This window comes from Bradyrhizobium sp. AZCC 1693, assembly GCF_036924745.1.
Classification (GTDB): Bacteria; Pseudomonadota; Alphaproteobacteria; order Rhizobiales; family Xanthobacteraceae; genus Bradyrhizobium.
This window is the reverse complement of the sequence record NZ_JAZHSD010000001.1, coordinates 1,881,629-1,903,531: the sequence shown is the minus strand read 5'-3', so window position 1 is coordinate 1,903,531 and position 21,903 is coordinate 1,881,629. Positions and strand designations below refer to the sequence as shown.

The window sequence follows — 21,903 nt, the reverse complement described above, 5'->3', positions numbered from 1 at the left end:
CCAATTCGTTATACTATTTCTGCGAAAATAGTATAACGGATCATCTGCCATGGCTCCCACCCAACGTCTCGATATCACCTATCAGACGCTCTATTCCGAGCTGGTCCAGCGCAGCCTCGACGAGAGCTTCACCTCCGAGTTCTCCTCGAACGGCAGGTTCGTGGCCGTGGAGGTCAAGGGCAAGAAGTATTGGTACTTCGACACGCCCAGGCCCGAGGGCGGCGCCCAGGATCGCCGCTACGTCGGTCCTGTTGACGATCCTGAAATCACCAAGAGGGTCGAGGCGTTCAAGGATTTGAAGGCCGACCTGAAAGGACGCCGCCGTCTCGTTTCCACACTGACGCGCGAGGCATATCTGCCGCGCCCTCTGCCGATGACTGGCCAAGTGGTGGAAGGGTTGGCGAAGGCCGGCTTCTTCCGCTTGCGGGGAGTGCTCGTCGGCACCGTTGCCTACCAATGTTACTCCGCCGTGCTCGGTACACGCCTTGATGCGGTCGCCATGCAGACCGGCGATGCTGACTTTGCGCAGTTCCACGAAATCTCGGTGGCTATCAAGGATTCCATGCCACCCATCCTGGAGGTGCTTCGACAGGTCGATCCGACCTTTCGCGAGATTCCGAGCCAGGTCGACGGCAGGGTCTCCACCCAGTTCGTCTCGAGGGACAAGTTCAAGGTGGAATTCCTGACGCCCAATCAGTGGTCGGACGACCAGGCAGGGAAGCCAGTCCCGATGCCAGCATTGGGCGGCGCGGCGGCATTGCCGCTACGCTTTCTCGACTACCTGATCTACGAGCCGATCCGCGCGGTGCTACTGCACGGTGCAGGCGTGTCAGTTCTCATCCCATCACCGGAGCGATACGCCATCCACAAACTCATTGTGGGGTCCCGCCGGAAGGAGGATCGCGACGCAACCGCAAAGAGCTCGAAAGACCGGCTTCAGGCCTGGTCAATGATCGAAGCGATGATCGCGAACCGGCAGCATGCCGATCTTGCTTCGGCCTTTACGGAAGCCTGGAACCGCGGCGATCATTGGAGAGCCGCGATCCGGACAAGCATCGCGACCTATGACGACGACTTCCAGAATTCGTTCCGGACCGAACTTGCGAGGGGCGTAACCGAACTCGGCTCCAACCCTGCCGATTACGATCTTGCAGATAAGCCAACCGGTGCCTCTACGCTCCGCCCCAAATGACGCGCGGATTACGGGTCCTGCGTGCCGGCCCGACTTGCTAGCGCTAAATAGATCGAATCGCCTCAATCCAGGATGGCCGAACAGAATCGGAAGATCGCTGGGTCGTGGAGAACACCGAGTCGGGATATTCCGATGGGAATGTGCCAGCAGTCCATCGTCCGCCACGTGGATGCTGGAAGCGTGAGCCAGCGTCGTCACACTGCTCACATTCTATTGAGGTGTTTCCTGACACACGCTGACGTTAGAGCGCGCATGATCCCTTCGGTTCGCATTTGATCATCGCGGATTTCGCTGCGGAGCCCGATTTTTATTTCGATTGAATGTGCATCGTTCTCGTCCTTTTCATCGCGCCGTTCACGTCGCGCTGTGAATGGGGCAGAGAATGTTTCCGGCAAAAATCTACGTAGGACAGATTGCCGTTGTCTTCGGCATCGTCGTCACCTCGACGTGGGGCGCGACACAATGGACGGCCAGCGCGCTCGGCTATCAGGACGGCCTTGGCTCGCCCTGGTTCACGCTGTCGGGCTATCCAGTCTATCTGCCATGGCGACTGTTCGAGTGGTGGTACGCCTACGAAGCGTACGCGCCCGAGATCTTCGAGCGCGCCGGCGCTATGTCTGCCGGTGGGGGAATTGCGGGTGCGCTGTTTGCGGTCGTCAATTCCGTCTGGCGCGCCCGGCAAAATCAACTGGTCACGACCTACGGCTCGGCGCGCTGGGCAACGCCAAAGGAGATCGCTGGCGCAGGCCTGTTCCAGGCCAAAGGCGTCTTCCTCGGCCGCATCGACGGCGACTATCTCCGCCATGACGGTCCAGAACATGTGATGTCCTTTGCGCCGACGCGCTCGGGCAAGGGTGTCGGTCTGGTGCTGCCGACGTTGCTCTCTTGGACTTCGTCGGTCGTGGTTCACGACATCAAGGGCGAAAACTGGCACCTCACAGCCGGTTGGCGGTCGCGTTTCTCGCATTGCTTGTTGTTCGATCCGACCGACACCAGGAGTGCCCGGTACAATCCGCTGCTTGAGGTGCGGAAGGGCGCTGCGGAAGTCCGGGACGTTCAGAACATCGCCGACATTCTGGTTGATCCGGAAGGCGCGCTTGAACGCCGCACCCATTGGGAAAAGACCAGCCATGCGCTGCTCGTCGGCGTGATCCTTCACGTCCTCTACGCCGAGGAGAACAAGACTCTAACCCGCGTCACCGAAATCCTCGCTGACCCCGCCCAATCGTTTGAGAAAACATTACGGATCATGATGGCGACCAACCATCTTGGTACGGCGAACACACCAAAAGTTCATCCCGTGGTCGCTGCGACCGCGCGGGAATTGCTCAATAAGTCCGAGAACGAACGCTCCGGCGTTCTGTCGACCGCGTTGAGTTTCCTCGGGCTTTATCGGGATCCGACCATCGGCCGCAATACCGAGGCCTGTGACTGGCGGATTGCCGACCTCGTTGCCGCCGACAGGCCGGTCACGCTCTATCTCGTGGTGCCGCCCTCCGACATCAGTCGGACCAAGCCCTTGATCAGGCTGATCCTCAATCAGATCGGCCGCCGCCTTACCGAAACACTGAACACAAATGACGGAGCGCCGAGGCAGCGGCAACTCCTGATGATGTTAGACGAGTTCCCGGCGCTGGGACGGCTTGATTTCTTCGAGAGCGCGCTGGCGTTCATGGCGGGCTACGGCATCCGCGCCTACCTGATCGCGCAGTCGCTCAATCAGATCGCCAAGGCCTATGGCGAGAACAACGCCATCCTCGACAATTGCCACGTGCGGATTGCCTTTGCCGCCAATGATGAGCGTACAGCCAAACGCATCTCGGATGCACTCGGCACCGCCACGGAACTGCGGGCGCAACGCAACTATGCCGGCCATCGGCTCGCGCCTTGGCTCGGGCACGTCATGGTCAGCCGGCAGGAGACGGCGCGTCCGCTGCTGACGCCGGGCGAAGTGATGCAGCTCCCTCAGGATGAGGCAATCGTTCTCGTGTCGGGGCTTGCGCCTGTCCGCGCTAAAAAGCTGCGGCACTATGAGGACGCAAACTTCACCGGACGGCTGCTTCCGACGCCACGGCTTGATAGCGGCCTGTACGCTGATCGCCCACCCGCGAGAGCCCATGATTGGCAGGACCAGCTCAGGCAGGTCGATCTCCGGCTGGCAACGCTTCCGTTCCGCGACCTGTTGCAGGAGGCCGAGGAAGAGGGCGGGCTCAAGCAGCAGCTGCCCCTGTTCGATGAGCCTGCGCGTGGCGTCGGCGAGGGTCCTCCAGGAGAGGAAAGCCTCTTTGAAGACGATTCCGACGCGGCCTCTGATCGCAGCCAGATGCAGCGGGCCGCCAGCCAGTCCGAAACGGTTCGCCGCGCCCATGCGGTCACGCGCGACGACGACGATCTGCTTCCAGCTTTTTGATGGACCAAGCCATGAAACCGAAACTGTCCGTCTATCTCTCCGATCATGTCGCCAAGCGGCTTACGCAGGCAGCCGACCGGCCAGGAACCAACAAGTCGGCGATTGTTGACGCAGCGCTCGATCGCTTTCTCAACCCGGAGCGTGACCAAAGTGGCGACGCAGCCCTCGTGCGCCGCCTCGATCGCATGAGCCGCCAGCTCGACCGGATGGATCGCGATCTTTCGATCACGGCGGAAACCATTGCGCTATTTGTCCGCTACTACCTCACTATCACACCGCCATTGCCATCGGGTGACCAGAACGCCGCGCGGGCCTTAGGGCGCGAACGCTTTGAGATGTTCGTGGCCCAGATCGGCAAACGCGTTGCTTCGGGCGGAAGGCTCGTCGCTGATGTGATGGAGCGCGTCAGTTCGTCCAATCCGGATCTGTTCCTCCGGAATGTCGAGGAGGGAGCACCGTTGGGCCAGCCGACGGCAGGAGACCAAACCAATCCCCGTGCAACTGAAGCAACGGGTGAGCCGCCGGAGCATCCTCCGGAAGGACGAGAGGAGGTCGGCAATGTCTGATCTCCTCTCGCCCGAGACCCGTGAGCGCCGCCGCAACATGCTGCGTACCGCCATGGGTCCTGCCATCGCATTAGCGCTTGATGAGCCGGACGTTGTTGAAGTTCTGGTCAATCCCGACGGCCGGCTCTGGCTCGACCGCCATGGTTCCGGAAGGGCCGACACCGGCGTGGTCCTGACGCCGCACGAAGCGGAACGGATCATCCGTCTCGTTGCAAGCCACGTCCGCGCCGAGGCCAGCGGATCGTCTCCGATCGTCTCTGCCGAACTGCCCGAAACCGGCGAGCGTTTCGAGGGTCTGTTGCCGCCGGTAGCGCTGGCGGCCTGCTTCGCCATCCGCAAGCCCGCAACAACCACGTTCCATTTGTCAGATTATGTCGAAGCGCAGATTGCTTCGCCGGCGATGGCAAAAATCCTAACCGAGGCAGTCGCGGAGGGGCAGAACATCCTGGTCGCTGGCGGGACCGGTTCGGGCAAAACCACACTTGCCAATGCGCTCCTGGCCGAGGTCGCAGGTCTCGACCAGCGCGTGGTCATCATCGAGGACACCCGCGAGCTCCGATGCGACGCCAAGGACGCGGTCGCGCTGCGGACCAAGCCCGGCGTCGCAACGCTTGCCGATCTCGTGCGCTCGACCCTTCGGCTGCGTCCCGACCGGATTGTCGTCGGTGAGGTCCGGGGAGGGGAAGCCCTCGACATGCTGAAAGCCTGGAACACCGGCCATCCCGGTGGAATCGCAACCGTACACGCTAACTCCGCGCGTGCGGCGCTCTATCGGATCGAACAACTTATCCAGGAAGCGGTAACGACCGTTCCCCGCCGGCTGATCGCAGAAGCGATCGATCTCGTCGTGTTCATCAAGGGACGGGGCCCCGGACGCCGCATTGAGACAACTGTTGAGGTCAAAGGCCTCGATCTTTCAGGCGACTACGTCCTGGAGATACCGCCCGGCCTGCCGACCCCCGCCAATCATCCCTGATCAGGACCTGGAGAGAGTTCATGACGTTCAGACTGCAAGTATTAGCCGCGGGTGGTTGCCTTGCACGGCTTCGCTATGTTGCCGAGCCCATCATCGTCGACATCGGCGCCGGCGCCGTTGTCACGTTACTGACGACGTCGGCCGGTTGGGCGGCGGGCTCCGGCATGCCGTGGGAAGCTCCGCTCGAGCGCATTCTGGAATCCGTGCAGGGACCGGTCGCAAAGATCGTAGCTGTCATCATCATCACGGTGACGGGGATCTCGCTCGCCTTTGGCGATACGTCCGGCGGCTTCCGAAAGATGGTCCAGGTCGTGTTCGGCCTGTCCATCGCCTTTGCGGCCAGTTCGTTTTTTCTGTCGTTTTTCTCGTTCGGCGGCGGAGCGCTGATCTGATGCGGCGCGAGGGCTTTGAACTCGTTCTTCACCGCTCGCTGACCGAGCCGATCCTGATTGGGGGCGCCCCGCGCGCTGCCGCGATCCTGCTTGGCACGGTTTCGGCTGTGCTCGCGCTCGGCTTAAGGCTCTGGCTCGCGGGGCTCGTGCTCTGGATCGTAGGGCACGGCGTCGCCGTCTGGCTTGCCAAGCGCGATCCGGCCTTTGTGGAAGTCGCTGTCCGCCACACCAAACACAAGGGATGGCTCGCATGCTGAATTTGCGCGAATTCCGCTCCCACGCACATCGGCTGGCCGACTGGCTGCCCTGGGCCTGTCTGGTTGCGCCCGGAATTGTCCTGAACAAGGACGGCAGTTTCCAGCGCACAGTTCGTTACCGCGGTCCAGATCTCGACAGCGCGACCGAAGCAGAACTGATGAGCGCGGCGTCCCGCGTCAACAATGTCCTGAAAAGATTTGGCTCAGGCTGGGCGCTGTTCTTCGATGCCACCCGCATACCGGCCTCGGATTACCCGCGGTCGCAATTTCCCGATGCGGTGTCCTGGCTGGTCGACGAGGAGCGACGCGCGTCCTTTGAGGGAACGGTTGATACGGCGTGGGGTGACCCCTCCCGTCACGGGGGCCAACATTTTGAGAGCGTCTCGCATCTCACATTCATGTACCTGCCGCCGGCCGAGCGGGTCTCAAGGCTGGAGGCTCTGTTTCTGGAAAATCCGAGGAATCAAACGGCCGGCCCGAAGCTGTTGTCTCGCTTATTTCGGCGAGAGCACGCCGCTCGCTCGCAGCACGCGGCCGACCACAATGCGTCGGGACATAATAGCGTGAGCGATGGTCAGCCGGCGCAACGCGCAGCGCGGCCGGACCGCGCGGGCCCGTACCAGGAGCATCTCCAGCGCTTCATTCAGGAGACCGATAGGGCGATCGATCTGCTCTCGTCGGTTCTGCCGGAAATCGCCGCGCTCAACGACAAGGACACGCTGACCTATCTGCACAGCTGTGTCTCGACGAAACGGCATCCCGTCAGTGTTCCCGAGATTCCCGCCTATCTGGACGCATTCCTGAGCGATGAGCCGCTGACCGGAGGACTTTCGCCAGCAATCGGCCGCAGCCATCTTCGTACCGTGACCGTGCTAGGTTTTCCGGCCGTCACGTTTCCGGGCGTGCTCGACGATTTGAACCGGCTCGGCGTCGCCTATCGATGGGCGACGCGCTTCCTGCCGCTCGACCGGACGCAAGCCCAGGCAGCACTTTCCCGCTACCGGCGGCAATGGTTCGCCAAGCGCAAATCCCTGGGCGCCATCCTGAAGGAGGTGATGTTCAACGAGCAGGCAGCCTTGCTCGACACCGACGCCGACAACAAGGCAGTCGACGCTGACGCGGCGCTCCAGGAACTCGGAGATGATCTCGTGGCATTCGGATACATCACGACGACGGTCACGGTTCACGACGAAGATTCCTACGCCGCCGACGAAAAGATTCGCGCGGTCGAACGAGCCATCAACAGCCGCGGCTTCACCACGATCCGGGAGAACGTCAACGCGGTGGAAGCCTGGCTCGGCAGCCTGCCCGGGCAGGCCTACGCGAATCTACGTCAGCCGATCGTCCATACCCTCAACCTCGCCCATATGTGCCCCTTGTCTGCCGTTTGGGCAGGCGAGGCGGGCTGCGAACATCTGGATGGACCGCCGCTTCTCCTGGCAAAAACCAAGGGCGCGACGCCGTTTCGCTTGACGCTGCATGTCGGCGATGTCGGCCACAGCCTGATCGTTGGGCCAACGGGCGCCGGTAAATCTGTCCTTCTGTCGGTATTGGCTCTTCAATTCCGCCGCTATCAAAGATCTCAGCTCGTGATCTTCGACAAGGGTCGTTCGGCCCGAGCGGCAACGCTTGCGCTCGGCGGCGCCTGGTATGAGTTGGGGGTGAAGGGCGGACTAGCGTTCCAGCCACTCCGCGATGTCGACGACGAGGGAGCGCGGCTCTGGGCGCTTGACTGGTTGTGCGGCGTTCTTGCCCATGAACGGGTACTGATCACGCCCGAGGTCAAGGAGACGATCTGGTCGGCCTTGAAGAGCCTTGGGTCGGCGCCAGTTGCCGAGCGCACCATGACCGGGCTTGTGGCGCTGCTCGCACGCGACGCACTGCGTCAGGCGCTGACGCCTTATACGCTGGAAGGCCCTTACGGGCGCTTCCTTGATGCCGACGCGGACAGGCTGTCCAGCGCCGATGTGCTGACGTTCGAGATGGAAGAACTGATGGCGCTGCCTGGATTGGTGGCGCCCGTGCTGACCTACCTGTTTCATGCACTCGAGGCGCGATTTGATGGCCGGCCGACGCTTCTGGTCCTGGATGAGGCGTGGTTGTTCCTGGATGATCCGTTGTTCGCCGATCGCATCCGCGAATGGCTGAAGACGCTCCGCAAGAAGAACGTCGCCGTGGTCTTCGCGACCCAGTCACTCAGTGACATTGCCGACAGCCAGATTGCGCCGGCGATCATTGAGTCCTGCCCAACCCGGATATTTCTGCCAAACCCTCGGGCACTAGAGCCAGCGCAGTCGGAGACCTACCGCCGTTTCGGCCTTAACGACACACAAGTGCGCCTGATCGCGGAAGCCTTTGCGAAGCGGGACTACTACCTGCAATCTCGCGCCGGCAATCGCCTGTTCGAGCTTGGGCTCGGTCCAATTGCGCTTGCTTTCGCGGCGGCTTCATCACCCGAGGATCAGCGACTGATCAAGGCACTACTCGCCAACGGCCCCAGCCAATTCGCGGAACGCTACCTCGCTGCCCGAGATCTTCAGTGGGCCGCCAATCTGATCAGCACCTTCCAACATGTCAGAGACGCGTGATTCCGCGCGTTGCCTGCAATCTTTCCTTCCCTCTAGTCCGGAGTCCATCTGATGCTGGAAAAGCTATTCGGCAAATCCGTTCCACGAAAAATATCGACCAGCGTCGTCGCAATCGGACTGGCACTGGTCGTTGCGATCAATGGTTCGCGACGGCTTGGGGCGCAAATCGTGGTGTTCGATCCGTCGAACTACAGCCAGAATATTCTGACCGCCGCGAGGACATTGGATCAGATCAACAATCAGATAAAGAGCCTCGGAAACGAGGCGCAGATGCTGATCAACGGCGCCAGAAACCTGACGAGCCTGCCAAGCAGCGTCGTTGGCCAACTCGCTTCGAAGATCAACGAGATCAACAATCTGATCGCCCAGGCCAAGGGCATCTCGTTCGACGTCCAGAAAACCCAAGGTGACTTTGAGCGGTTTTATCCGCGTCAATATACAGCAGCCATGTCCACAAACCGGATGGTGCAGGACGCGACAGCCCGCTGGGACAACACTTATCAGGCGCTGAAGCAAACGCTGGTGACCCAGGCGATGATTGCCTCCGCGCTCGACCAGGACGGGCAGACGCTCCGTACACTGATGGCCAATTCTTCGGGCGCCGTCGGGTCCCTGCAGGCTCAGCAGTCCGGCAACGAGCTGCTGGCGCTTCAGGTCAAGCAGTCGCTGCAGGCCCAGGCACTCGTCGCGACGCAGGCCCGGACCGAAGCCTTGCGTGCGGTCGAGCAGCAGGCCTCCGCGGAGGCCGGGCGCGAGCGATTTACCCGCTTCATCGGAGACGGTCGCGCTTATACCGGCGGACGGTAAAGGAGGGGACCATGGCTGATCTCGCGGTCATCGACCGTTTCACCGATACATTCTCTCGCTATATCGATTCCGGCTTTGGAATTCTTGGCGGCGACGTTGCGTTTCTGAGCTCAACGCTGGTTGTCATTGATTTGACGCTTGCGGGCCTTGCGTGGAGCCTGCGCACCGACGATCACATCATGGTTACGCTTGCCAAGAAGGTGCTCTATGTCGGGGCATTCGCTTTCATCATTGGCAACTTCAAGTCGCTTGCCGGCATCGTCTTCAGCTCGTTTTCAAGCATCGGACTGAAGGCAAGCGGCGGGTCGCTGAGCGCGGCGGATCTAATGCGACCGGGCTTCGTGGCCTCGACAGGATTCACCGCAGCTCATCCGCTGCTTGAGGAAACCGGCCAGTTCTCGGGCTTCGACATACTGACCAATCTGCCGACCATTCTGATCCTGCTGTTTTGCTGGATTGTGATCGTGCTCGCGTTCTTCATCCTCTCGGTCCAGCTGTTCGTCACCTTGATCGAGTTCAAGCTGACAACGCTTGCGAGTTTTATTCTCGTACCGTTCGCGCTCTGGGGAAAGACCTCGTTCCTCGCCGAAAAGACGCTCGGCAATGTGATCGCATCCGGCGTCAAGGTGATGGTGCTTGCGATCATCATCGGCATTGGATCGACCATCTTCGGTGAACTCTCCACGACGTTAACCCGGCCAGTCGATATTGTTTCCGCCATGAGCCTGCTGCTTGCCGCGCTCTCCTTGTTCGGGCTCGGCATCTTTGGTCCAGGCATCGCGGCAGGTCTGGTGTCGGGCGCGCCCCAACTTGGGGCCGGTGCTGCCGCCGGCACGGTTGCGGGCACAGCAGCGGTCGCGATCGGTGGCGGTGCGATGGCGCTCGGCGGATTGCGGATAGCGGCGGGTGGATCGGTGGGCGCACTCCGTTCCGCTGCTTCACTGGCTGGCACGTCGGCAAGTGAGGCAAGCTCGGCTGCAGATGTGGCAGCCACTCGCCAGGGTTCTCAGCCTGCGAAATCGGGCATGCCTGGCGGTGACGGCTCCGCTTCATCCAGTGGCAGGCCGTCAGGTCTGGCCGGCCAACTCCGTCGGGGGCAGCAGGTCAAGGATGCGGCGCGAGTTGCCAGCCAAACCCTGAAGGAAGGCGACAAAGGTGGACACTCTTCCGGTCCCAAGCTGGGGGAGGACTAACGGTATGGCGTCTCATCCCTACCACCGCCCATCGGTTCGCTATGGCAATACGCCCGAGCCGGTCACGCCCTATCAGAAGGCGCAGCAGGTCTGGGACGATCGGTTGGGCTCGGCCCGTGTCCAGGCCAGCAACTGGCGGCTTGCCGCTCTGGCCGCTACAGCGCTTTCAACTGTGTTGGGTCTCACGCTCTCAACGGTGATCGGCCGGTCCAGCATTGTGCCTTATGTGGTCGAGGTTGATCGCCTCGGCGAGGTGCGCGCGGTCGGTCCGGCATTTGAGACCTACCAGCCGTCCGATGCCCAGATCGCGCACTTCCTGGCGCGCTTCGTCGAAAACGTCCGCTCGCTGCCGATTGACCCGGTCATCGTGCGAACGAACTGGCTTCGGGCGTATGACTTTGTCACCGATCGCGGGGCGCAGGCTCTTAACGAGTACGCCCGCGAAGCCGACCCCTTTACCAAGATCGGCGCAAAAACGGCGACCGCCGACGTGATCTCCGTCGTCCGTGCATCCGGAGACAGTTTCGAGATTCGCTGGAAGGAGAGCACCTACGAGAACGGCGCGGTCGCAAAGACCGAGCGCTTCACCGGCGTAGTGACAGTCATCCTGAAACCTCCAACCAGCGCCGAGACGTTACGGAAAAACCCGCTAGGTCTCTACGTTCATTCCCTCAACTGGTCGCGCGACCTGATCGGAGACGCAAAATGATGTCCTTTGCCATGAAGAGCTGCGCGTCGGTGAGCATTCTCGCGTTGGCGCTCGCACTTGGGGGCTGCGCCACGAAATTGAATATCGAGGCGCCGTATGACGAGTTGAGTTTTGAGAAGGCTCTTCCGGAGGCTGATCCGCCTAAGCCGGTCGAGATTGTGGAGATACCCAAGGTGTTGCCTCTGCCTGGCCAACTCAAGCCTTGGCCGACCAAAGGCAAGAAAGGCGAGAAGGTTCCGCCAGAGCAGGCCATTGCCAATGCCAACAAGGCCGCGCGGATCGAGCCGACCCGGGCAGGCTATATCAATGCCATTCAGGTCTATCCCTGGACCGAAGGCGCGCTCTATCGGCTCTACCTCAGCCCGGAGAAGGTCTCCACCATCGTGCTGCAGCCAGCCGAAGAGCTGATCGATGTCTCGACTGGCGACACAGTGCGCTGGGTCATCGCTGACACCATAAGCGGGCAGGGGAGCACACGGCGGGTTCATATCCTGGTCAAGCCGACGCTGCCGGACATTCAGACCAATCTCGTGGTGCTAACCGACCGACGCACCTACCACCTCGAGCTCGTCTCCACCAAGCAGACCTACATGGCTTCAATCTCCTGGACCTATCCGACCGACAGTCTGGTCGCACTTCACAAGCAGAATCAGGCGGCGCTGGAAACCGAGCAACGTGTTGCTGATCGCGGCGTGCGGCTGGACAGCTTGAACTTCCGCTACCGTATCGAGGGGGACGATCCGCCATGGCGGCCGTTGCGGGCGTTCGACGATGGCCATAAAGTCTTCATTCAGATGCCGTCGGGCCTCTCCCAAGGCGAAGCGCCGCCGCTGTTCATCGCCGGCGCCGATGGCCGGCCTAACCTCGTCAATTATCGCGTGCGAGGTTCCTACTACATCGTCGACCGGATGTTCGGCGCCGCCGAGCTTCGCCTTGGCGAGAATCCCCAGCGCACGGTCCGGATCATCCGCACCGATGCGCGCCCGGTCTCACAGATCTTCAGCACCGGAGGCGCATCGTGACCGAGGATTCCGACAAGGTGCCACCGGAACGGCTGGAATTGCGGGCAAGGCCGCGGCCGATCCGTCGTCTAAACAAACGCACCCTCATGATTGGCTGCGCAGTCGCCGCGTTGTTCATCGCGGGTGCGATGATCATCGCGCTCAGTCCGCCTCGGATGTTCAAACCCACCGAACGAACCGAATTGTACAATACCGACCGCAAGCAGACGGCCGACGGGCTCACAAAGCTGCCTAAATCCTATCAGGACTTGACACCAAAACTTGGCCCACCGTCGCCCGGCGATGTCGGTCGCGCCTTCGCCGAGAGTGAGAAGAAACTAGGGGCAAGCCCATCCGAAACGCCGTTTCAGGCTAACCCGGAGCAGGACGTTGAGAGGGCGGAGCGCATCCGCCAGGCCCGTATTGCGCAGCAGGCCAAGGAGTCGGGCCTGCTGTTTCGCCTGTCCGACAAGCAGGACCGACGCAAGCAGGCGGTGGCTGCGGTCACAACCGCTGAGCAGCCTTCGGCATTTCGCCCGGCACCCGCCGACAATGCTCCAATGGCATCTGATCTCCTTGCAAAGGCCCAAGGCCTGAACGATCGGTCCAGTGAAATTATTCCATCGTCTCAGGCGCGCAAGCTCGCCTTTGTTAGCGCCAAAGCCGACAAGGAAACCACCAACCCGCACGCCCTCGCAGCCGCGCCGTCGCCTTTCGCGATCATGGCGGGATCGATCATTCCGGCGAGCCTGATCACTGGCTTGAATTCTGATCTGCCTGGATCGACGATCGCTCAAGTGACCGAGAACGTCTACGACACGGTGACCGGTGAACATCTCCTGATCCCACAGGGAACACGGCTGTTTGGCAAATACGACAGTGTCGTTGCCTTTGGACAGAAGCGTGCGCTGGTGGTGTGGACGCGGCTGATCTTGCCGAACGGCAATTCAATCGTCATAGAGAATCTACCGGCGACCGACGTAGCGGGCTATGCCGGTCTCGAGGACGAAGTTGATTTCCATACGTGGCAACTGCTCAAGGGAATTGGCCTCGCGACTCTTCTTGGTGTCGGGACGCAGCTCTCACTTGGTAACGATGAGGGCGATCTCGTCAAGGCGTTGCGTGAGAGCATTCAACAAACCACCAATCGCGCCGGTCAGCGACTAGTCGAGCGAGAACTTGATGTTCAGCCAACCATTACCGTACGGCCGGGCTGGCCGTTGCGCGTGATTGTCTCAAAGGACCTGGCGCTGAAACCCTATCGGGAGTTTCAGACTGTCGCGAAAACGAGATGACCCCGATGAAGCTCTCGAAACTGCCAGACCGCACCCCGGTCAAGATCAGCACGACATTGTCGCCCAATCTCGCTGCGCGGCTGCGAGACTACGCCGATTTCTACGCCGAGACCTACGGCAGCCGCGAAGAAGTGGCCGATCTGGTGCCGTTCATGCTGGAGGCGTTTCTGGATGGTGACGCGGATTTCCGGCGGGCGAGCCGGGCGGCAAAGGCACCTTCATGCAGAGCGCCGCGAAACCCCAATTAGGCTATTACCAAAAAGATCTGCCAAGGCTCGTAGAAGACAGGGCGGCGGCAAAGCTTAGTTTTCGGAAATGCCCTCGCTCGGATTTGTCAGACGTTCAATAGTCCTCTTCACGAGGCTGGTCGCGCGTTCTAGCTGCTGTTGGAGAATGCTAAGTTCGGCGCTTCCGGCTTCTTCAAGACGAAGGTTCTCCGAGCTTAGAGCCTGCGCCACTAAGCAGTCGATAGTTGTATTGGCCCAAACGGCACTAGATGCAATTTCGGGCTCGTTACGGCCGTTAAGAATCGGACAGACGTGCCCTGTAGGGGTCATTTTAACCGCCAGCGAAAGACCATCTGTTAGTGCAAATTCGACCGCTTTTGCAGGAATATCTATCACAGATAGAACGTCCTTCGTTCCTTCTAGTCTGTATCCAAATCGATACGTTCGCGCGCCAGCCCCGTTCCGTCCAAGCTCAGTTCGCTCGACGAAGGGCTCGATAGGCGGAATTCCTCGACCAGGCATCTGCCGAATCCATAGCTCAGGATACGATAAGCACACTCGTGTAATACCTAGTATACTAGGTGGAGTAAGTGCAACTGTTGATGCCGTCTTGCCGCATGAAACTGCGGCGGACGGTAGCTCGGAATCTTAGAAGGCTTCGGAAGCAAAGCGGCCTCACACAGGAGGAGCTTGCGGATCGCGCTAATCTAAATCGGAACTATGTTGGGATGATAGAACGTGAAGAGAACTCGCCCACAGTTGACGCTCTCGAACAGTTGGCAATTGCGTTGAACGTTAGTCCAGTTTTGTTTTTTAAGATCGATTAGTGACGCGTTCGAAGATCCAGATGCGCGGTATTGTGTGGAGATAACGCATGTTTCCTATTCCCTTGAGAACATTATGAGATTTCGGTTTGGTGGAGGCCCGGCAAAGGAGTGATGAGCTGCTGGGGAAGAGGGCATGAAAAAGCGTGATGACCGGCAACTCTGCCTGCTGCTCGAAGAGTTCGGCGAGAACGATATGCATGTCGCTCGCCTAGAAGAGGAGTTGAAAGGGTTTACTCCGCCCGTGAAGCATAAGGCGAAGGCTGCGCGCGTGACCGCGCCAGCAGCAACAAAGCGGCTGCCGGTAGAGCTGGTGCCATGGCCTGCGCATATGAGGTTCGACTGATCACTTCTCCAGCTTTTTGTTGACCACGACTGTCTTCGTTCGGCCATGAGAGAACGTAAGCTGCTTTGGGGGAGTATTCTCGACCGGTGCTGACTCAGGCTTCTTGTCGACCGCAAAAGTGGTCTCGCCCTTTTTGATACGCTCTTGAGCCTTCGCCCAAGCCCACGGCGGTATCTGCGGGCTGTCCGCATTGAGCTTGTTCCTCCGTTCGACTAGCTCAAACAGCTTCGCGGTCAACGCCTCCTCGGTCGCGTTGTCTCTCCAGCACTCAATCGTGCTGAACATCCGGGCGTCGTTATTGAGCCGGTCGTAAGCGTGCGCTGCGGTGATGTGGGCGTTTTCCTTCTCATTGGGATTGAGAAAGGTCGTGAGGGTTGTGAGAATGGTGACAAGGATGGAAAGGCCGACTGCGATGAAGCCAACCCACCAAATATCCTTCGATGCCTGCGCGAACACTGCCAAACTGGTGACGCCGGATATGAGCGCTGTGGGCAGGCCGAGTCGAAACCCGCGCTTCTCCCATCCTTCTGCCGCGACGTGGTGCCCTTTGGCGGAATCTCCCGTCCGCTCCTCAAGGCGCTGAGCCTCAAGGATGACTTCGTCCCGCACTTTCGACGGCGGGCGGTCGCTTGTTGCTACATCAGCCATAGGCGGGGAAATAGTTTGGGATGAGGTGACGCCATATTTCAATGGCTTGGGGAATTTGATTGCGGTTGGCGTATTGCTCGGCAGCCGCCGCCGAATTGAACGCGCCTTGGAATTTGCGGGACGCTTCGTCAACCGTGGCTTGGGTGATGTAGCGGCCGATGTCGTCGCCGTAGCCGGCAGGGTCCAGGTTCTTACCCCTAACCAGCGATTGGGCCTTTTGGAAAAAGAACCTCATGCCGGACGGAAAGTCCGTGATGGTGACGCCGTGCAATGCTTCAAGCGCAAGCACTTCGAGGTGGAAAGAGCGGAAGAACGAGCCGTTGCCCTTGTTCCAGCCCTTGATCATTTTAATGAGCGGAACGAGATTTCCGCCATGCGTTTTATTGGCCTGGCTGAAGATCTCCACGTGCTTCTTCGGGTCGGTTTCCAGCCAGAAGTTATTGACCGAGTTCGCGATGATGTATCCGTCAACATTCCGCTTGAAGCCAACGACCACATCCACAACGAAATCCGAAAACCTGATCGTCACCGCCTGTCCGTTCCGGCTCATATTCGGCGTAGTGGTGTAGGTCTTGCGCAGGGAATTCTTCACGCGATCGAGCAAGCCGGCGGGGCCGCCGTTTGAGCCATTGAAGGCGTTGAAGTAGGTGGGGTGGAGACAAATAAAAATGTCGATGTCAGCCTCGGCCAACGGCGCGATCATCGTAGAGCGGGCGTACGAGCCGGTCAGAAAGTCGTCCACGATCTGGAAGTCATTGGCCAGCACCTTGCGGATGTTCTGCTGGCGCACAGAGACAATCGTCGTCTGTGGGTTAGTGATTTCGAGGTTCGATTTGAACCGCTGGAAAGAGTCGGCAATTGTGTAGGGCATGGCTGATCCGGGAAAGTGCTGGAGCATACATGGCGCAACCAAGGATGGAAGCGAAGTTCCATCCTAATCCCCATTGACTCGATGTTCCCGTTTTGTTGTTCTAGTCCGGCGCATCACATTTCGCCGGGCGGACCATGCCGGACCTCGACTTTGTCAGGGCTGAAATCGAACGCATGCGCGTCCAGGTCGGGCGCCAGCGCAAGGACATCCTCTCACCGCAGCGGGCCGGTATCTCAACGGCCTCGGCTGAACTGCTGCTCGGCAGAATGCTCGCAAAAATCGACGGGCTTTGCGAGCAGCGGGACCAGCTCAAGAAAGAACAGCCACCGGAGCGTAGAGTGCTGGGAGGCCGCAAGTGGTGGCTCCCAAATGGTACGACGAGTCGGTGACCGACCCTTGGCTGAAGTCGCTGGCCGAACCCGCCGTCTCGCCGCCCGGCAAGGCTGGTGTACCAGCACGTCCAGGCTCTTATCGTCGCGATCGACCAATACGCGGAAGCCGCCACCGGCAACCGCGCAGATTTCCTGGATAAGCCCCAGCGCATTGGCTGAGGCCGTAAAGGCCTCTTACTTCTTCGAGGGCTTATCGGCGCAGGCCTCCAGTTGAGAGCGGCGGGACGCATTGTCCATCTGACCTCTGGGGACCGCATTGTAGGACCTGTCGCGACAAGCTTTGCCCTTTGCTCCAGGGAAAAGCCCATAACATTCCGGCGGGGTCTGCTGCTGAGCGTAGGCGAGGGAGGATGCGAGCAACAAAGCTGCGGCGGGAAGAAGGAATTTCATCTGGTATCTTTCTGTGAGGAGTAAAAAAAGTCGAGGACTGCCTGGGTGGAGCCCTCGTTCTTTTCCGAGTTCGTCTAAAGGCTTGAAAAGAAACTAATCAGCATGTGCCGGACATCTTACAGCCCGCACGGTTGTTGCGGCTGTAGCTAAGGCTCGTTCTCGGCGTGGTCCGTTCTCCCGCCCCTCGCCGCGGGCCACGCCAGCGGACACACAGGCACTGAATGCTGGGCCTGACCTTGCTCCTGACGAGGCTGCGCAACGGTCACGCAGTCCAGCGTGAGCGGTGCCGGTAAAGGCAATCATGGTTGCAACAATGAATACTGTTCTCATTTCGCCGTCCCTCTGTTGAAAGAGCGCGGACGGTATCGGCTGAAAAAAGTACCCACTAGGTCAGTCAACGTGAACATCGGTGCTGATTCCGATGATCTCGCCCGGGTGTACCGATTTGATCTCGCCCAGGATTCCGAGATGATCTCGCCCACCCTTCCGATTTGATGTCGCCCGGGGCGCGAGGCGTTCTGGCTGTCTGGTTCTGGCATCGGCGACGCCGCGTGGTCAATCTTGAATCGCGGCTCGACGGCCTGTTTTCTGCTGCTTCTGCTGTGGGCATGTGGGCAACGCCCTTCGCGTTGTCCAAGCGTAGCGGCATGTCCACAGCGCCACTGGCTCAGGCCTTTCGGCCGGGTTTGCGGGTTCGCCGCAGGCTCTCCCCGTTGAGATCAATCCGGTGGGCGTTATGGACCAGGCGATCGAGGACGGCGTCGGCGTAGGTGGGGTCGCCGATCAGCGCGTGCCATTGATCGACCGGGAGCTGGCTGGTGACGATAGTGGAGCGGCGGCCGTAGCGGTCCTCGAGGATCTCCAGGAGGTCGTGGCGGGCCGCGGCGTCGAGCGGCTCGAGGCCCCAGTCGTCGAGAATGAGGAGATCGACGCGACCAAGCGCGCGCAGGAGACGGGGGTGGCGGCCGTCGCCGCGCGCCAGAGCGAGATCGGTGAACAGCCGCGGGACGCGCTGATAGAGCACGGAGCGATTGTCGCGGCAGGCCTTGTTGCCGAGCGCAGACGCAAGCCAGCTCTTGCCAACGCCGGAGGGCCCGCAGATCAGCAGGTTGGCGTGGTCGTCGATCCATCCACCTTCGGCCAGCATCGTCAGCAGGCTGCGGTCGAGGCCACGCGGGGCGCGATAGTCGATGTCCTCGACACAGGCCTGCTGGCGCAGCTTGGCGTATTGCAGCCGCTTCGATAGCCGCTTGTCGCGTCGTAGCGACGCTTCGCGTTCGAGCAGCAGTGCCGGCCATTCGGCGTGGCTGAGGCTTGCGGCCTCGCCGCCGGCTTCGATGTCGGCGAAGGCCTTGGCCATGCCGTGAAGGCCGAGATCATGGAGCTGATTGAGGGTCGGATGGGTGAGCAAGATGGAATCTCCTAATTGTAGTAGCGCGGCCCGCGGATGTTGGGATGGAGGATCGGCGCGTCGTCCGCGGAGCGCTTGGATGAAGGGCGCCGATCGAGATTGTTGGCGAGGATCGATTTGACCGAACCGTAGGTGCGCGCGCCGATGTCGATCGCCCGCATGGCGGCGGCGTCGAGCCGCTGTTGCCCCGTAGGATCGGACGAGCCGGATGATGCCGAGGCAGGCGCGGAAGCCCTGTTCCGGATGCGCGCGCTCATCGAGGATCAGGTTGCACAGCGCCGCGGTGGCCGGCCCGATCGTGGCGGCATCCTTGCGGATGCGCTCGATGGTCCAGCCGGCGTAGCGCCGATGACTGGACGCCATGTGTTCCGGCACGGTCGTGTGTTTGTGGTTGCCGCTCATGCGCTGATGCGCGGCGATCCGCTCACCCTTGTGGAATATCTCCACGGTGCGGGCGGTGAAGCGGACCTCGACCTCGGCGCGGGCGAAGCGATGCGGGACGCTGTAGTAATGCGCCTCGACCTCGACGTGATAGTCGATGCTGACCCGGCAGATCCGCCACGCGGCGAACACGTAAGGGCTTTCCGGCAAGACCTTGAGCGCCGGTCGGTCGATCTCCTCCAATAGCTTGCGGCGGGTCACGCCGAGCCGCCGGATCGGCCGCTCCTCGTTGAGCCGGGTGAGCAACTCGGCGATCGCCGCGTTGACCTCGGCGAGGCTGTGGAAGGTGCGGCGGCGCAGCCGCCCGAGCAGCCAGCGCTCGACCATGAGCACCGCCTGCTCGACCTTGGCCTTGTCCCGTGGCCGTCGCGGCCTGGCCGGCAGAATGGCGGTGCCGTAATGCGCCGCCATGTCGGCGTAGCTGCGGTTGATCTGCGGATCGTAGAGGCAGGCCTTGATCACCGCGACCTTGGTGTTGTCCGGTACCAGCAGCGCCGGCACGCCGTCGATCGCCTCGAAGGCGCCGACATGGCCGCTGATCCAGTCGGCGAGCCCCTGCGTCCAGGTCGCCTGCGCGTAGGTGAAGCTCGATGCGCCGAGCACCGCGACGAAGATTTGCGCGGCGCGCCGCTCGCCGGTGAGCCGGTCGATTACCACCGGCACGCCGTCGCCCGCATAGTCGACGAACAGCTTGTCGCCGGCCGCATGCGACTGGCGCATCGTCACCGACAGGCGGCCTTCCCAGGCGCGGTACAGCTCGCAGAAGCGCGAATAGCGATACCCGCCGGGCTCGCCGGCGATGTACTCCTCCCACAGGATCGCCAGCGTCACGTGCTTGCGCCGGAGCTCGCGGTGCACGGCTGTCCAGTCCGGTTCGGCCTGCCGGCGATGGCCCCGCCGGGTACCGGGACCGGCTCCCGCGCTGGCGAACAGCCGAGCCTCCAGCTCAGAGTCGGTGACGTCATCGGGCAACGGCCAGGTCAGCCCCGCCGCCTCGAACCGGCGGATCGTCAACCGCACCGTCGACGGGGCTGTCCCCATCCGCCGCGCAATCTCGCGGGTCGGCATCCCGGCCGACTTCAATCTGATCACATCGCGCACATGGCGCATCGCAAGCCTCTCCGTTGGCATCCTGGTCCCCCTTCGCAAAGCCGAAAGGTGGGACCGTATCGGAGCCAGAAGAGGCCGCGTCACCCCGGGCGACATCATCCCGGAATGGCGGGCGAGATCATCTCGGAATGGCGGGCGACATCAAATCGGAACGGTGGGCGAGATCATTCCGGAATGGTGGGCGACATCGAGCGGAATCAGCACATCGGAAATAATTTGACTGCGTGGCGGTGCCGGCTCACGATTCAGCATGCACAAACAGAAGCGTCATCGCGTAGGTCGACCGTCAAAGTACGGCGAGGCCACTGTACCTATTCGAGTGCCAGCAAAATTCGTGGGCGAGGTTGAAGCGCTTGTCCGCAAAGCTCCGCGCGAGCTGCCTCTGATTGTCGTCGGCAAACTGAATGAAAAGCCGAGCGCAATTCACGGTGCCCATGCGTCCTATGCCGTGTCCCCGGCCTCGGGTGACGCGCGGCGGCATTGCCTACATGCCCTCAGCCTATAAGAAATGGGAAAGACGACTTCATCCGCTGCATCCCGTATGGGTGCAAAGCTGGTTTGACGGGGCCTGTGAGCGTTTCTATCGATGCGACTTGGTCGGTGCTCAAGTCGTACAGCAAGAGTGAACGTGCGGAAGCCCTGAGCGGTCAAAAGTACCCCGCTGCTGACAATGACAACGTCGCTAAGGCAGTTCTGGATGCGATGAACACAGGGTGGGGTGTGGAAAGACGATAAGCAGGTGGTCAGGCTGAACGTGACCAAGCGGTATGCTAACGACGAGGGAGTTACGGTGAGAGTGGCGGTCTAAGGACCAAAGAACTTGCGATCGTCGGCCGCGTCCTTGGACAGGAATTTCTCAACGTAGGGCAACCGGGAAGCGTTCGTGTCCCAAGCGACTTCAATTGCGCTGCGAATAACAACCTCATTAGCCTGGTCAGCAATGTGCCAAGGAGAAAGCGCTTTTATTTCGGCCTGAATGTCCTTGTTCGCGAAGGCGAAGAACATTTTCCGGGGGCTTAGGGGTAGGGCCAGATGTCCGTTCTTCGTCGCTAGTCCGTTGGTCATTATCACGGGTCTGTCGGAAGTGAAGAACCTGAGTTCGGGAAGTCCCAGGTCGTACACTGTCCATGTCATGCTGTTTAGCATGTCCTCGACCTGAGGATTCTGCATGAGCTTGACGAGGGAAAACATTGCTGCACGCTTCATCTCTAGCGGTGAGATGTCCTTGTACTTCTTGCCCGGGAAGTCACGCTCAAACTCCCGGCTAAGCTCTTTGTATTCCTTGGCGGTTGGGTTGGTCATCCGGTCGTAGATGTTCTTGACCGTTGCTGGAGAGCGGATGAGTAGCCCAACAATGAACCTGGACCAAGCCAGCCTGACGACCTTGGAAAGGCTGTGGATTTGGTCGTTCATAATCATTCGGTGCGCGATGGCAGCGTTATTGTCGATTTGGCCCATTAGCAACGTTTCGATCCGGTTGGCCAAGCTGCGCTCTGCACCTTCAAGCCAATACAGACCTCTGACGTAACCCGTGTGAGTGGGAGGCTTGGGAGTAGCGACAACCTTGTCATGCAAGCGCCGGAAGGCCGTGACCTTACCGCTGCCGGCCCACTGCTTCAGGTAAAAAACCGGGATGTAGTGATGCTTGGGGAGCTTCGGCTCCTTGCTTGCCATGAGCGACTCGGTTGTTTGTAAGGCGGTGGTTGTTAGCTTTCAGCATTTCAACCTTGGCTTCAGCCTAAGCATTTCGGCGGTACCGATCAGAACTGCTCCGGTATGTGCTTAGTTGTGCCAACTTGAGGTGGTCCCGTGAATGTCCCGTTCACACCCAATTCGGATTCAGGTTGGACGTCAATT

General features: G+C 60.6%; 23 protein-coding genes and 1 pseudogene. 18 read left to right on the top strand and 6 right to left on the bottom strand.

Annotated features, from left to right (window positions below; genetic code table 11):
* The first annotated feature begins 49 nt into the window (after positions 1 to 49).
* From V1293_RS09410 to V1293_RS09350, 13 genes are all read left to right on the top strand, one after another.
* Entirely contained in the window at positions 50 to 1,192 is a 1,143-nt protein-coding gene (locus tag V1293_RS09410) for a nucleotidyltransferase family protein (protein ID WP_334508757.1), read from the top strand.
* Positions 1,193 to 1,574: 382 nt separating this feature from the next.
* Positions 1,575 to 3,602 carry a conjugal transfer protein TraG gene (locus V1293_RS09405; protein WP_334508755.1) on the top strand — a complete coding sequence of 676 codons (2,028 nt, stop codon included), beginning with the start codon at positions 1,575 to 1,577 and terminating at the stop codon, positions 3,600 to 3,602.
* An 11-nt stretch (positions 3,603 to 3,613) separates the two neighbouring features.
* Entirely contained in the window at positions 3,614 to 4,168 is a 555-nt protein-coding gene (locus tag V1293_RS09400) for a CopG family transcriptional regulator (RefSeq protein WP_334508753.1), read from the top strand.
* Positions 4,161 to 5,144 carry a P-type conjugative transfer ATPase TrbB gene (gene trbB, locus V1293_RS09395; RefSeq protein WP_334508751.1) on the top strand — a complete coding sequence of 328 codons (984 nt, stop codon included), beginning with the start codon at positions 4,161 to 4,163 and terminating at the stop codon, positions 5,142 to 5,144. The genes V1293_RS09400 and trbB overlap by 8 nt, the downstream gene beginning before the upstream one ends.
* Before the next feature lie 20 nt (positions 5,145 to 5,164).
* Positions 5,165 to 5,536, top strand: a complete 372-nt coding sequence (locus V1293_RS09390; RefSeq protein WP_334508749.1) for a TrbC/VirB2 family protein — start codon at positions 5,165 to 5,167, stop codon at positions 5,534 to 5,536.
* Positions 5,536 to 5,793 carry a VirB3 family type IV secretion system protein gene (locus tag V1293_RS09385; RefSeq protein ID WP_247830988.1) on the top strand — a complete coding sequence of 86 codons (258 nt, stop codon included), beginning with the start codon at positions 5,536 to 5,538 and terminating at the stop codon, positions 5,791 to 5,793. The genes V1293_RS09390 and V1293_RS09385 overlap by 1 nt, the downstream gene beginning before the upstream one ends.
* Positions 5,787 to 8,381, top strand: a complete 2,595-nt coding sequence (gene trbE / locus V1293_RS09380) for a conjugal transfer protein TrbE (RefSeq protein WP_334508745.1) — start codon at positions 5,787 to 5,789, stop codon at positions 8,379 to 8,381. The genes V1293_RS09385 and trbE overlap by 7 nt, the downstream gene beginning before the upstream one ends.
* A gap of 51 nt (positions 8,382 to 8,432) precedes the next feature.
* Complete coding sequence (gene trbJ / locus V1293_RS09375) at positions 8,433 to 9,188, top strand: P-type conjugative transfer protein TrbJ (protein ID WP_334508743.1); 756 nt, start codon at positions 8,433 to 8,435, stop codon at positions 9,186 to 9,188.
* An 11-nt stretch (positions 9,189 to 9,199) separates the two neighbouring features.
* Positions 9,200 to 10,381, top strand: a complete 1,182-nt coding sequence (gene trbL, locus V1293_RS09370) for a P-type conjugative transfer protein TrbL (RefSeq protein WP_334508741.1) — start codon at positions 9,200 to 9,202, stop codon at positions 10,379 to 10,381.
* 4 nt (positions 10,382 to 10,385) lie between these two features.
* The gene (gene trbF / locus V1293_RS09365) at positions 10,386 to 11,090 is read left to right on the top strand and encodes a conjugal transfer protein TrbF (protein ID WP_334508738.1); all 705 of its coding nucleotides are present in this window, start codon (positions 10,386 to 10,388) and stop codon (positions 11,088 to 11,090) included.
* A gap of 11 nt (positions 11,091 to 11,101) precedes the next feature.
* Positions 11,102 to 12,112: a P-type conjugative transfer protein TrbG gene (trbG, locus tag V1293_RS09360; RefSeq protein WP_334516674.1), complete on the top strand. Its 1,011-nt coding sequence runs from the start codon at positions 11,102 to 11,104 to the stop codon at positions 12,110 to 12,112.
* Positions 12,109 to 13,386 carry a TrbI/VirB10 family protein gene (locus tag V1293_RS09355; protein ID WP_334508736.1) on the top strand — a complete coding sequence of 426 codons (1,278 nt, stop codon included), beginning with the start codon at positions 12,109 to 12,111 and terminating at the stop codon, positions 13,384 to 13,386. The genes trbG and V1293_RS09355 overlap by 4 nt, the downstream gene beginning before the upstream one ends.
* A complete protein-coding gene (locus V1293_RS09350; protein ID WP_334508734.1) occupies positions 13,383 to 13,634 on the top strand; it encodes a DUF2274 domain-containing protein in 252 nt (83 codons plus the stop codon). Before V1293_RS09355 ends, V1293_RS09350 begins: the two co-directional genes overlap by 4 nt.
* 54 nt (positions 13,635 to 13,688) lie before the next feature.
* Here the strand turns inward: V1293_RS09350 and V1293_RS09345 are convergent, their stop codons facing one another.
* On the bottom strand, positions 13,689 to 14,009 hold the full coding sequence (locus V1293_RS09345; protein WP_334508732.1) for a hypothetical protein: 321 nt from the start codon (positions 14,007 to 14,009) through the stop codon (positions 13,689 to 13,691).
* Positions 14,010 to 14,215: 206 nt separating this feature from the next.
* On the opposite strand from V1293_RS09345, the gene V1293_RS09340 reads away from it, so the two are divergent.
* Both V1293_RS09340 and V1293_RS09335 read left to right on the top strand, forming a co-directional pair.
* Complete coding sequence (locus V1293_RS09340) at positions 14,216 to 14,440, top strand: helix-turn-helix domain-containing protein (protein ID WP_334516673.1); 225 nt, start codon at positions 14,216 to 14,218, stop codon at positions 14,438 to 14,440.
* A gap of 133 nt (positions 14,441 to 14,573) precedes the next feature.
* A complete protein-coding gene (locus tag V1293_RS09335; protein WP_334508729.1) occupies positions 14,574 to 14,783 on the top strand; it encodes a hypothetical protein in 210 nt (69 codons plus the stop codon).
* Here the strand turns inward: V1293_RS09335 and V1293_RS09330 are convergent, their stop codons facing one another.
* Both V1293_RS09330 and V1293_RS09325 read right to left on the bottom strand, forming a co-directional pair.
* A complete protein-coding gene (locus tag V1293_RS09330; protein WP_334508726.1) occupies positions 14,784 to 15,431 on the bottom strand; it encodes an SLATT domain-containing protein in 648 nt (215 codons plus the stop codon). It lies immediately after the preceding gene.
* Complete coding sequence (locus V1293_RS09325; protein ID WP_334508724.1) at positions 15,424 to 16,302, bottom strand: CBASS oligonucleotide cyclase; 879 nt, start codon at positions 16,300 to 16,302, stop codon at positions 15,424 to 15,426. Before V1293_RS09325 ends, V1293_RS09330 begins: the two co-directional genes overlap by 8 nt.
* Before the next feature lie 134 nt (positions 16,303 to 16,436).
* Between V1293_RS09325 and V1293_RS09320 the strand changes: the two genes are divergently transcribed.
* Positions 16,437 to 16,691 carry a hypothetical protein gene (locus tag V1293_RS09320; protein ID WP_334508722.1) on the top strand — a complete coding sequence of 85 codons (255 nt, stop codon included), beginning with the start codon at positions 16,437 to 16,439 and terminating at the stop codon, positions 16,689 to 16,691.
* 1,060 nt (positions 16,692 to 17,751) lie between these two features.
* On the opposite strand, the gene istB is transcribed toward V1293_RS09320, so the two are convergent.
* Together istB and istA are read right to left on the bottom strand one after the other, a co-directional pair.
* Entirely contained in the window at positions 17,752 to 18,495 is a 744-nt protein-coding gene (gene istB / locus V1293_RS09315; RefSeq protein WP_334508720.1) for an IS21-like element helper ATPase IstB, read from the bottom strand.
* Positions 18,496 to 18,506: 11 nt separating this feature from the next.
* A pseudogene (gene istA, locus V1293_RS09310) lies at positions 18,507 to 20,046 on the bottom strand (IS21 family transposase).
* A gap of 480 nt (positions 20,047 to 20,526) precedes the next feature.
* On the opposite strand from istA, the gene V1293_RS36110 reads away from it, so the two are divergent.
* Positions 20,527 to 20,781 carry a RusA family crossover junction endodeoxyribonuclease gene (locus V1293_RS36110; RefSeq protein WP_442894222.1) on the top strand — a complete coding sequence of 85 codons (255 nt, stop codon included), beginning with the start codon at positions 20,527 to 20,529 and terminating at the stop codon, positions 20,779 to 20,781.
* Positions 20,765 to 20,854 (top strand): RusA family crossover junction endodeoxyribonuclease, encoded by a 90-nt coding sequence (locus V1293_RS36105; RefSeq protein WP_442894221.1) that lies wholly within the window; start codon positions 20,765 to 20,767, stop codon positions 20,852 to 20,854. Before V1293_RS36110 ends, V1293_RS36105 begins: the two co-directional genes overlap by 17 nt.
* Here V1293_RS36105 and V1293_RS09305 read toward each other — a convergent pair.
* Positions 20,851 to 21,720, bottom strand: coding sequence for a DUF4238 domain-containing protein (locus V1293_RS09305; protein WP_334508718.1), 870 nt, complete (start codon positions 21,718 to 21,720; stop codon positions 20,851 to 20,853). The two genes, V1293_RS36105 and V1293_RS09305, sit on opposite strands and share 4 nt — an antisense overlap.
* Between the last annotated feature and the right edge of the window lie 183 nt (positions 21,721 to 21,903).

Excerpts from the sequence above, each read along its gene's own strand:
- V1293_RS09410 (WP_334508757.1), top strand. The coding sequence starts at position 50 with ATGGCTCCCACCCAACGTCTCGATATCACCTATCAGACGCTCTATTCC.
- V1293_RS09405 (WP_334508755.1), top strand. The coding sequence starts at position 1,575 with ATGTTTCCGGCAAAAATCTACGTAGGACAGATTGCCGTTGTCTTCGGC.
- V1293_RS09400 (WP_334508753.1), top strand. The coding sequence starts at position 3,614 with ATGAAACCGAAACTGTCCGTCTATCTCTCCGATCATGTCGCCAAGCGG.
- trbB (WP_334508751.1), top strand. The coding sequence starts at position 4,161 with ATGTCTGATCTCCTCTCGCCCGAGACCCGTGAGCGCCGCCGCAACATG.
- V1293_RS09390 (WP_334508749.1), top strand. The coding sequence starts at position 5,165 with ATGACGTTCAGACTGCAAGTATTAGCCGCGGGTGGTTGCCTTGCACGG.
- V1293_RS09385 (WP_247830988.1), top strand. The coding sequence starts at position 5,536 with ATGCGGCGCGAGGGCTTTGAACTCGTTCTTCACCGCTCGCTGACCGAG.
- trbE (WP_334508745.1), top strand. The coding sequence starts at position 5,787 with ATGCTGAATTTGCGCGAATTCCGCTCCCACGCACATCGGCTGGCCGAC.
- trbJ (WP_334508743.1), top strand. The coding sequence starts at position 8,433 with ATGCTGGAAAAGCTATTCGGCAAATCCGTTCCACGAAAAATATCGACC.
- trbL (WP_334508741.1), top strand. The coding sequence starts at position 9,200 with ATGGCTGATCTCGCGGTCATCGACCGTTTCACCGATACATTCTCTCGC.
- trbF (WP_334508738.1), top strand. The coding sequence starts at position 10,386 with ATGGCGTCTCATCCCTACCACCGCCCATCGGTTCGCTATGGCAATACG.
- trbG (WP_334516674.1), top strand. The coding sequence starts at position 11,102 with ATGAAGAGCTGCGCGTCGGTGAGCATTCTCGCGTTGGCGCTCGCACTT.
- V1293_RS09350 (WP_334508734.1), top strand. The coding sequence starts at position 13,383 with ATGACCCCGATGAAGCTCTCGAAACTGCCAGACCGCACCCCGGTCAAG.
- V1293_RS09340 (WP_334516673.1), top strand. The coding sequence starts at position 14,216 with ATGCCGTCTTGCCGCATGAAACTGCGGCGGACGGTAGCTCGGAATCTT.
- V1293_RS09335 (WP_334508729.1), top strand. The coding sequence starts at position 14,574 with ATGAAAAAGCGTGATGACCGGCAACTCTGCCTGCTGCTCGAAGAGTTC.
- V1293_RS09330 (WP_334508726.1), bottom strand. The coding sequence starts at position 15,431 with ATGGCTGATGTAGCAACAAGCGACCGCCCGCCGTCGAAAGTGCGGGAC.
- V1293_RS09325 (WP_334508724.1), bottom strand. The coding sequence starts at position 16,302 with ATGCCCTACACAATTGCCGACTCTTTCCAGCGGTTCAAATCGAACCTC.
- V1293_RS09320 (WP_334508722.1), top strand. The coding sequence starts at position 16,437 with ATGCCGGACCTCGACTTTGTCAGGGCTGAAATCGAACGCATGCGCGTC.
- V1293_RS09305 (WP_334508718.1), bottom strand. The coding sequence starts at position 21,720 with ATGGCAAGCAAGGAGCCGAAGCTCCCCAAGCATCACTACATCCCGGTT.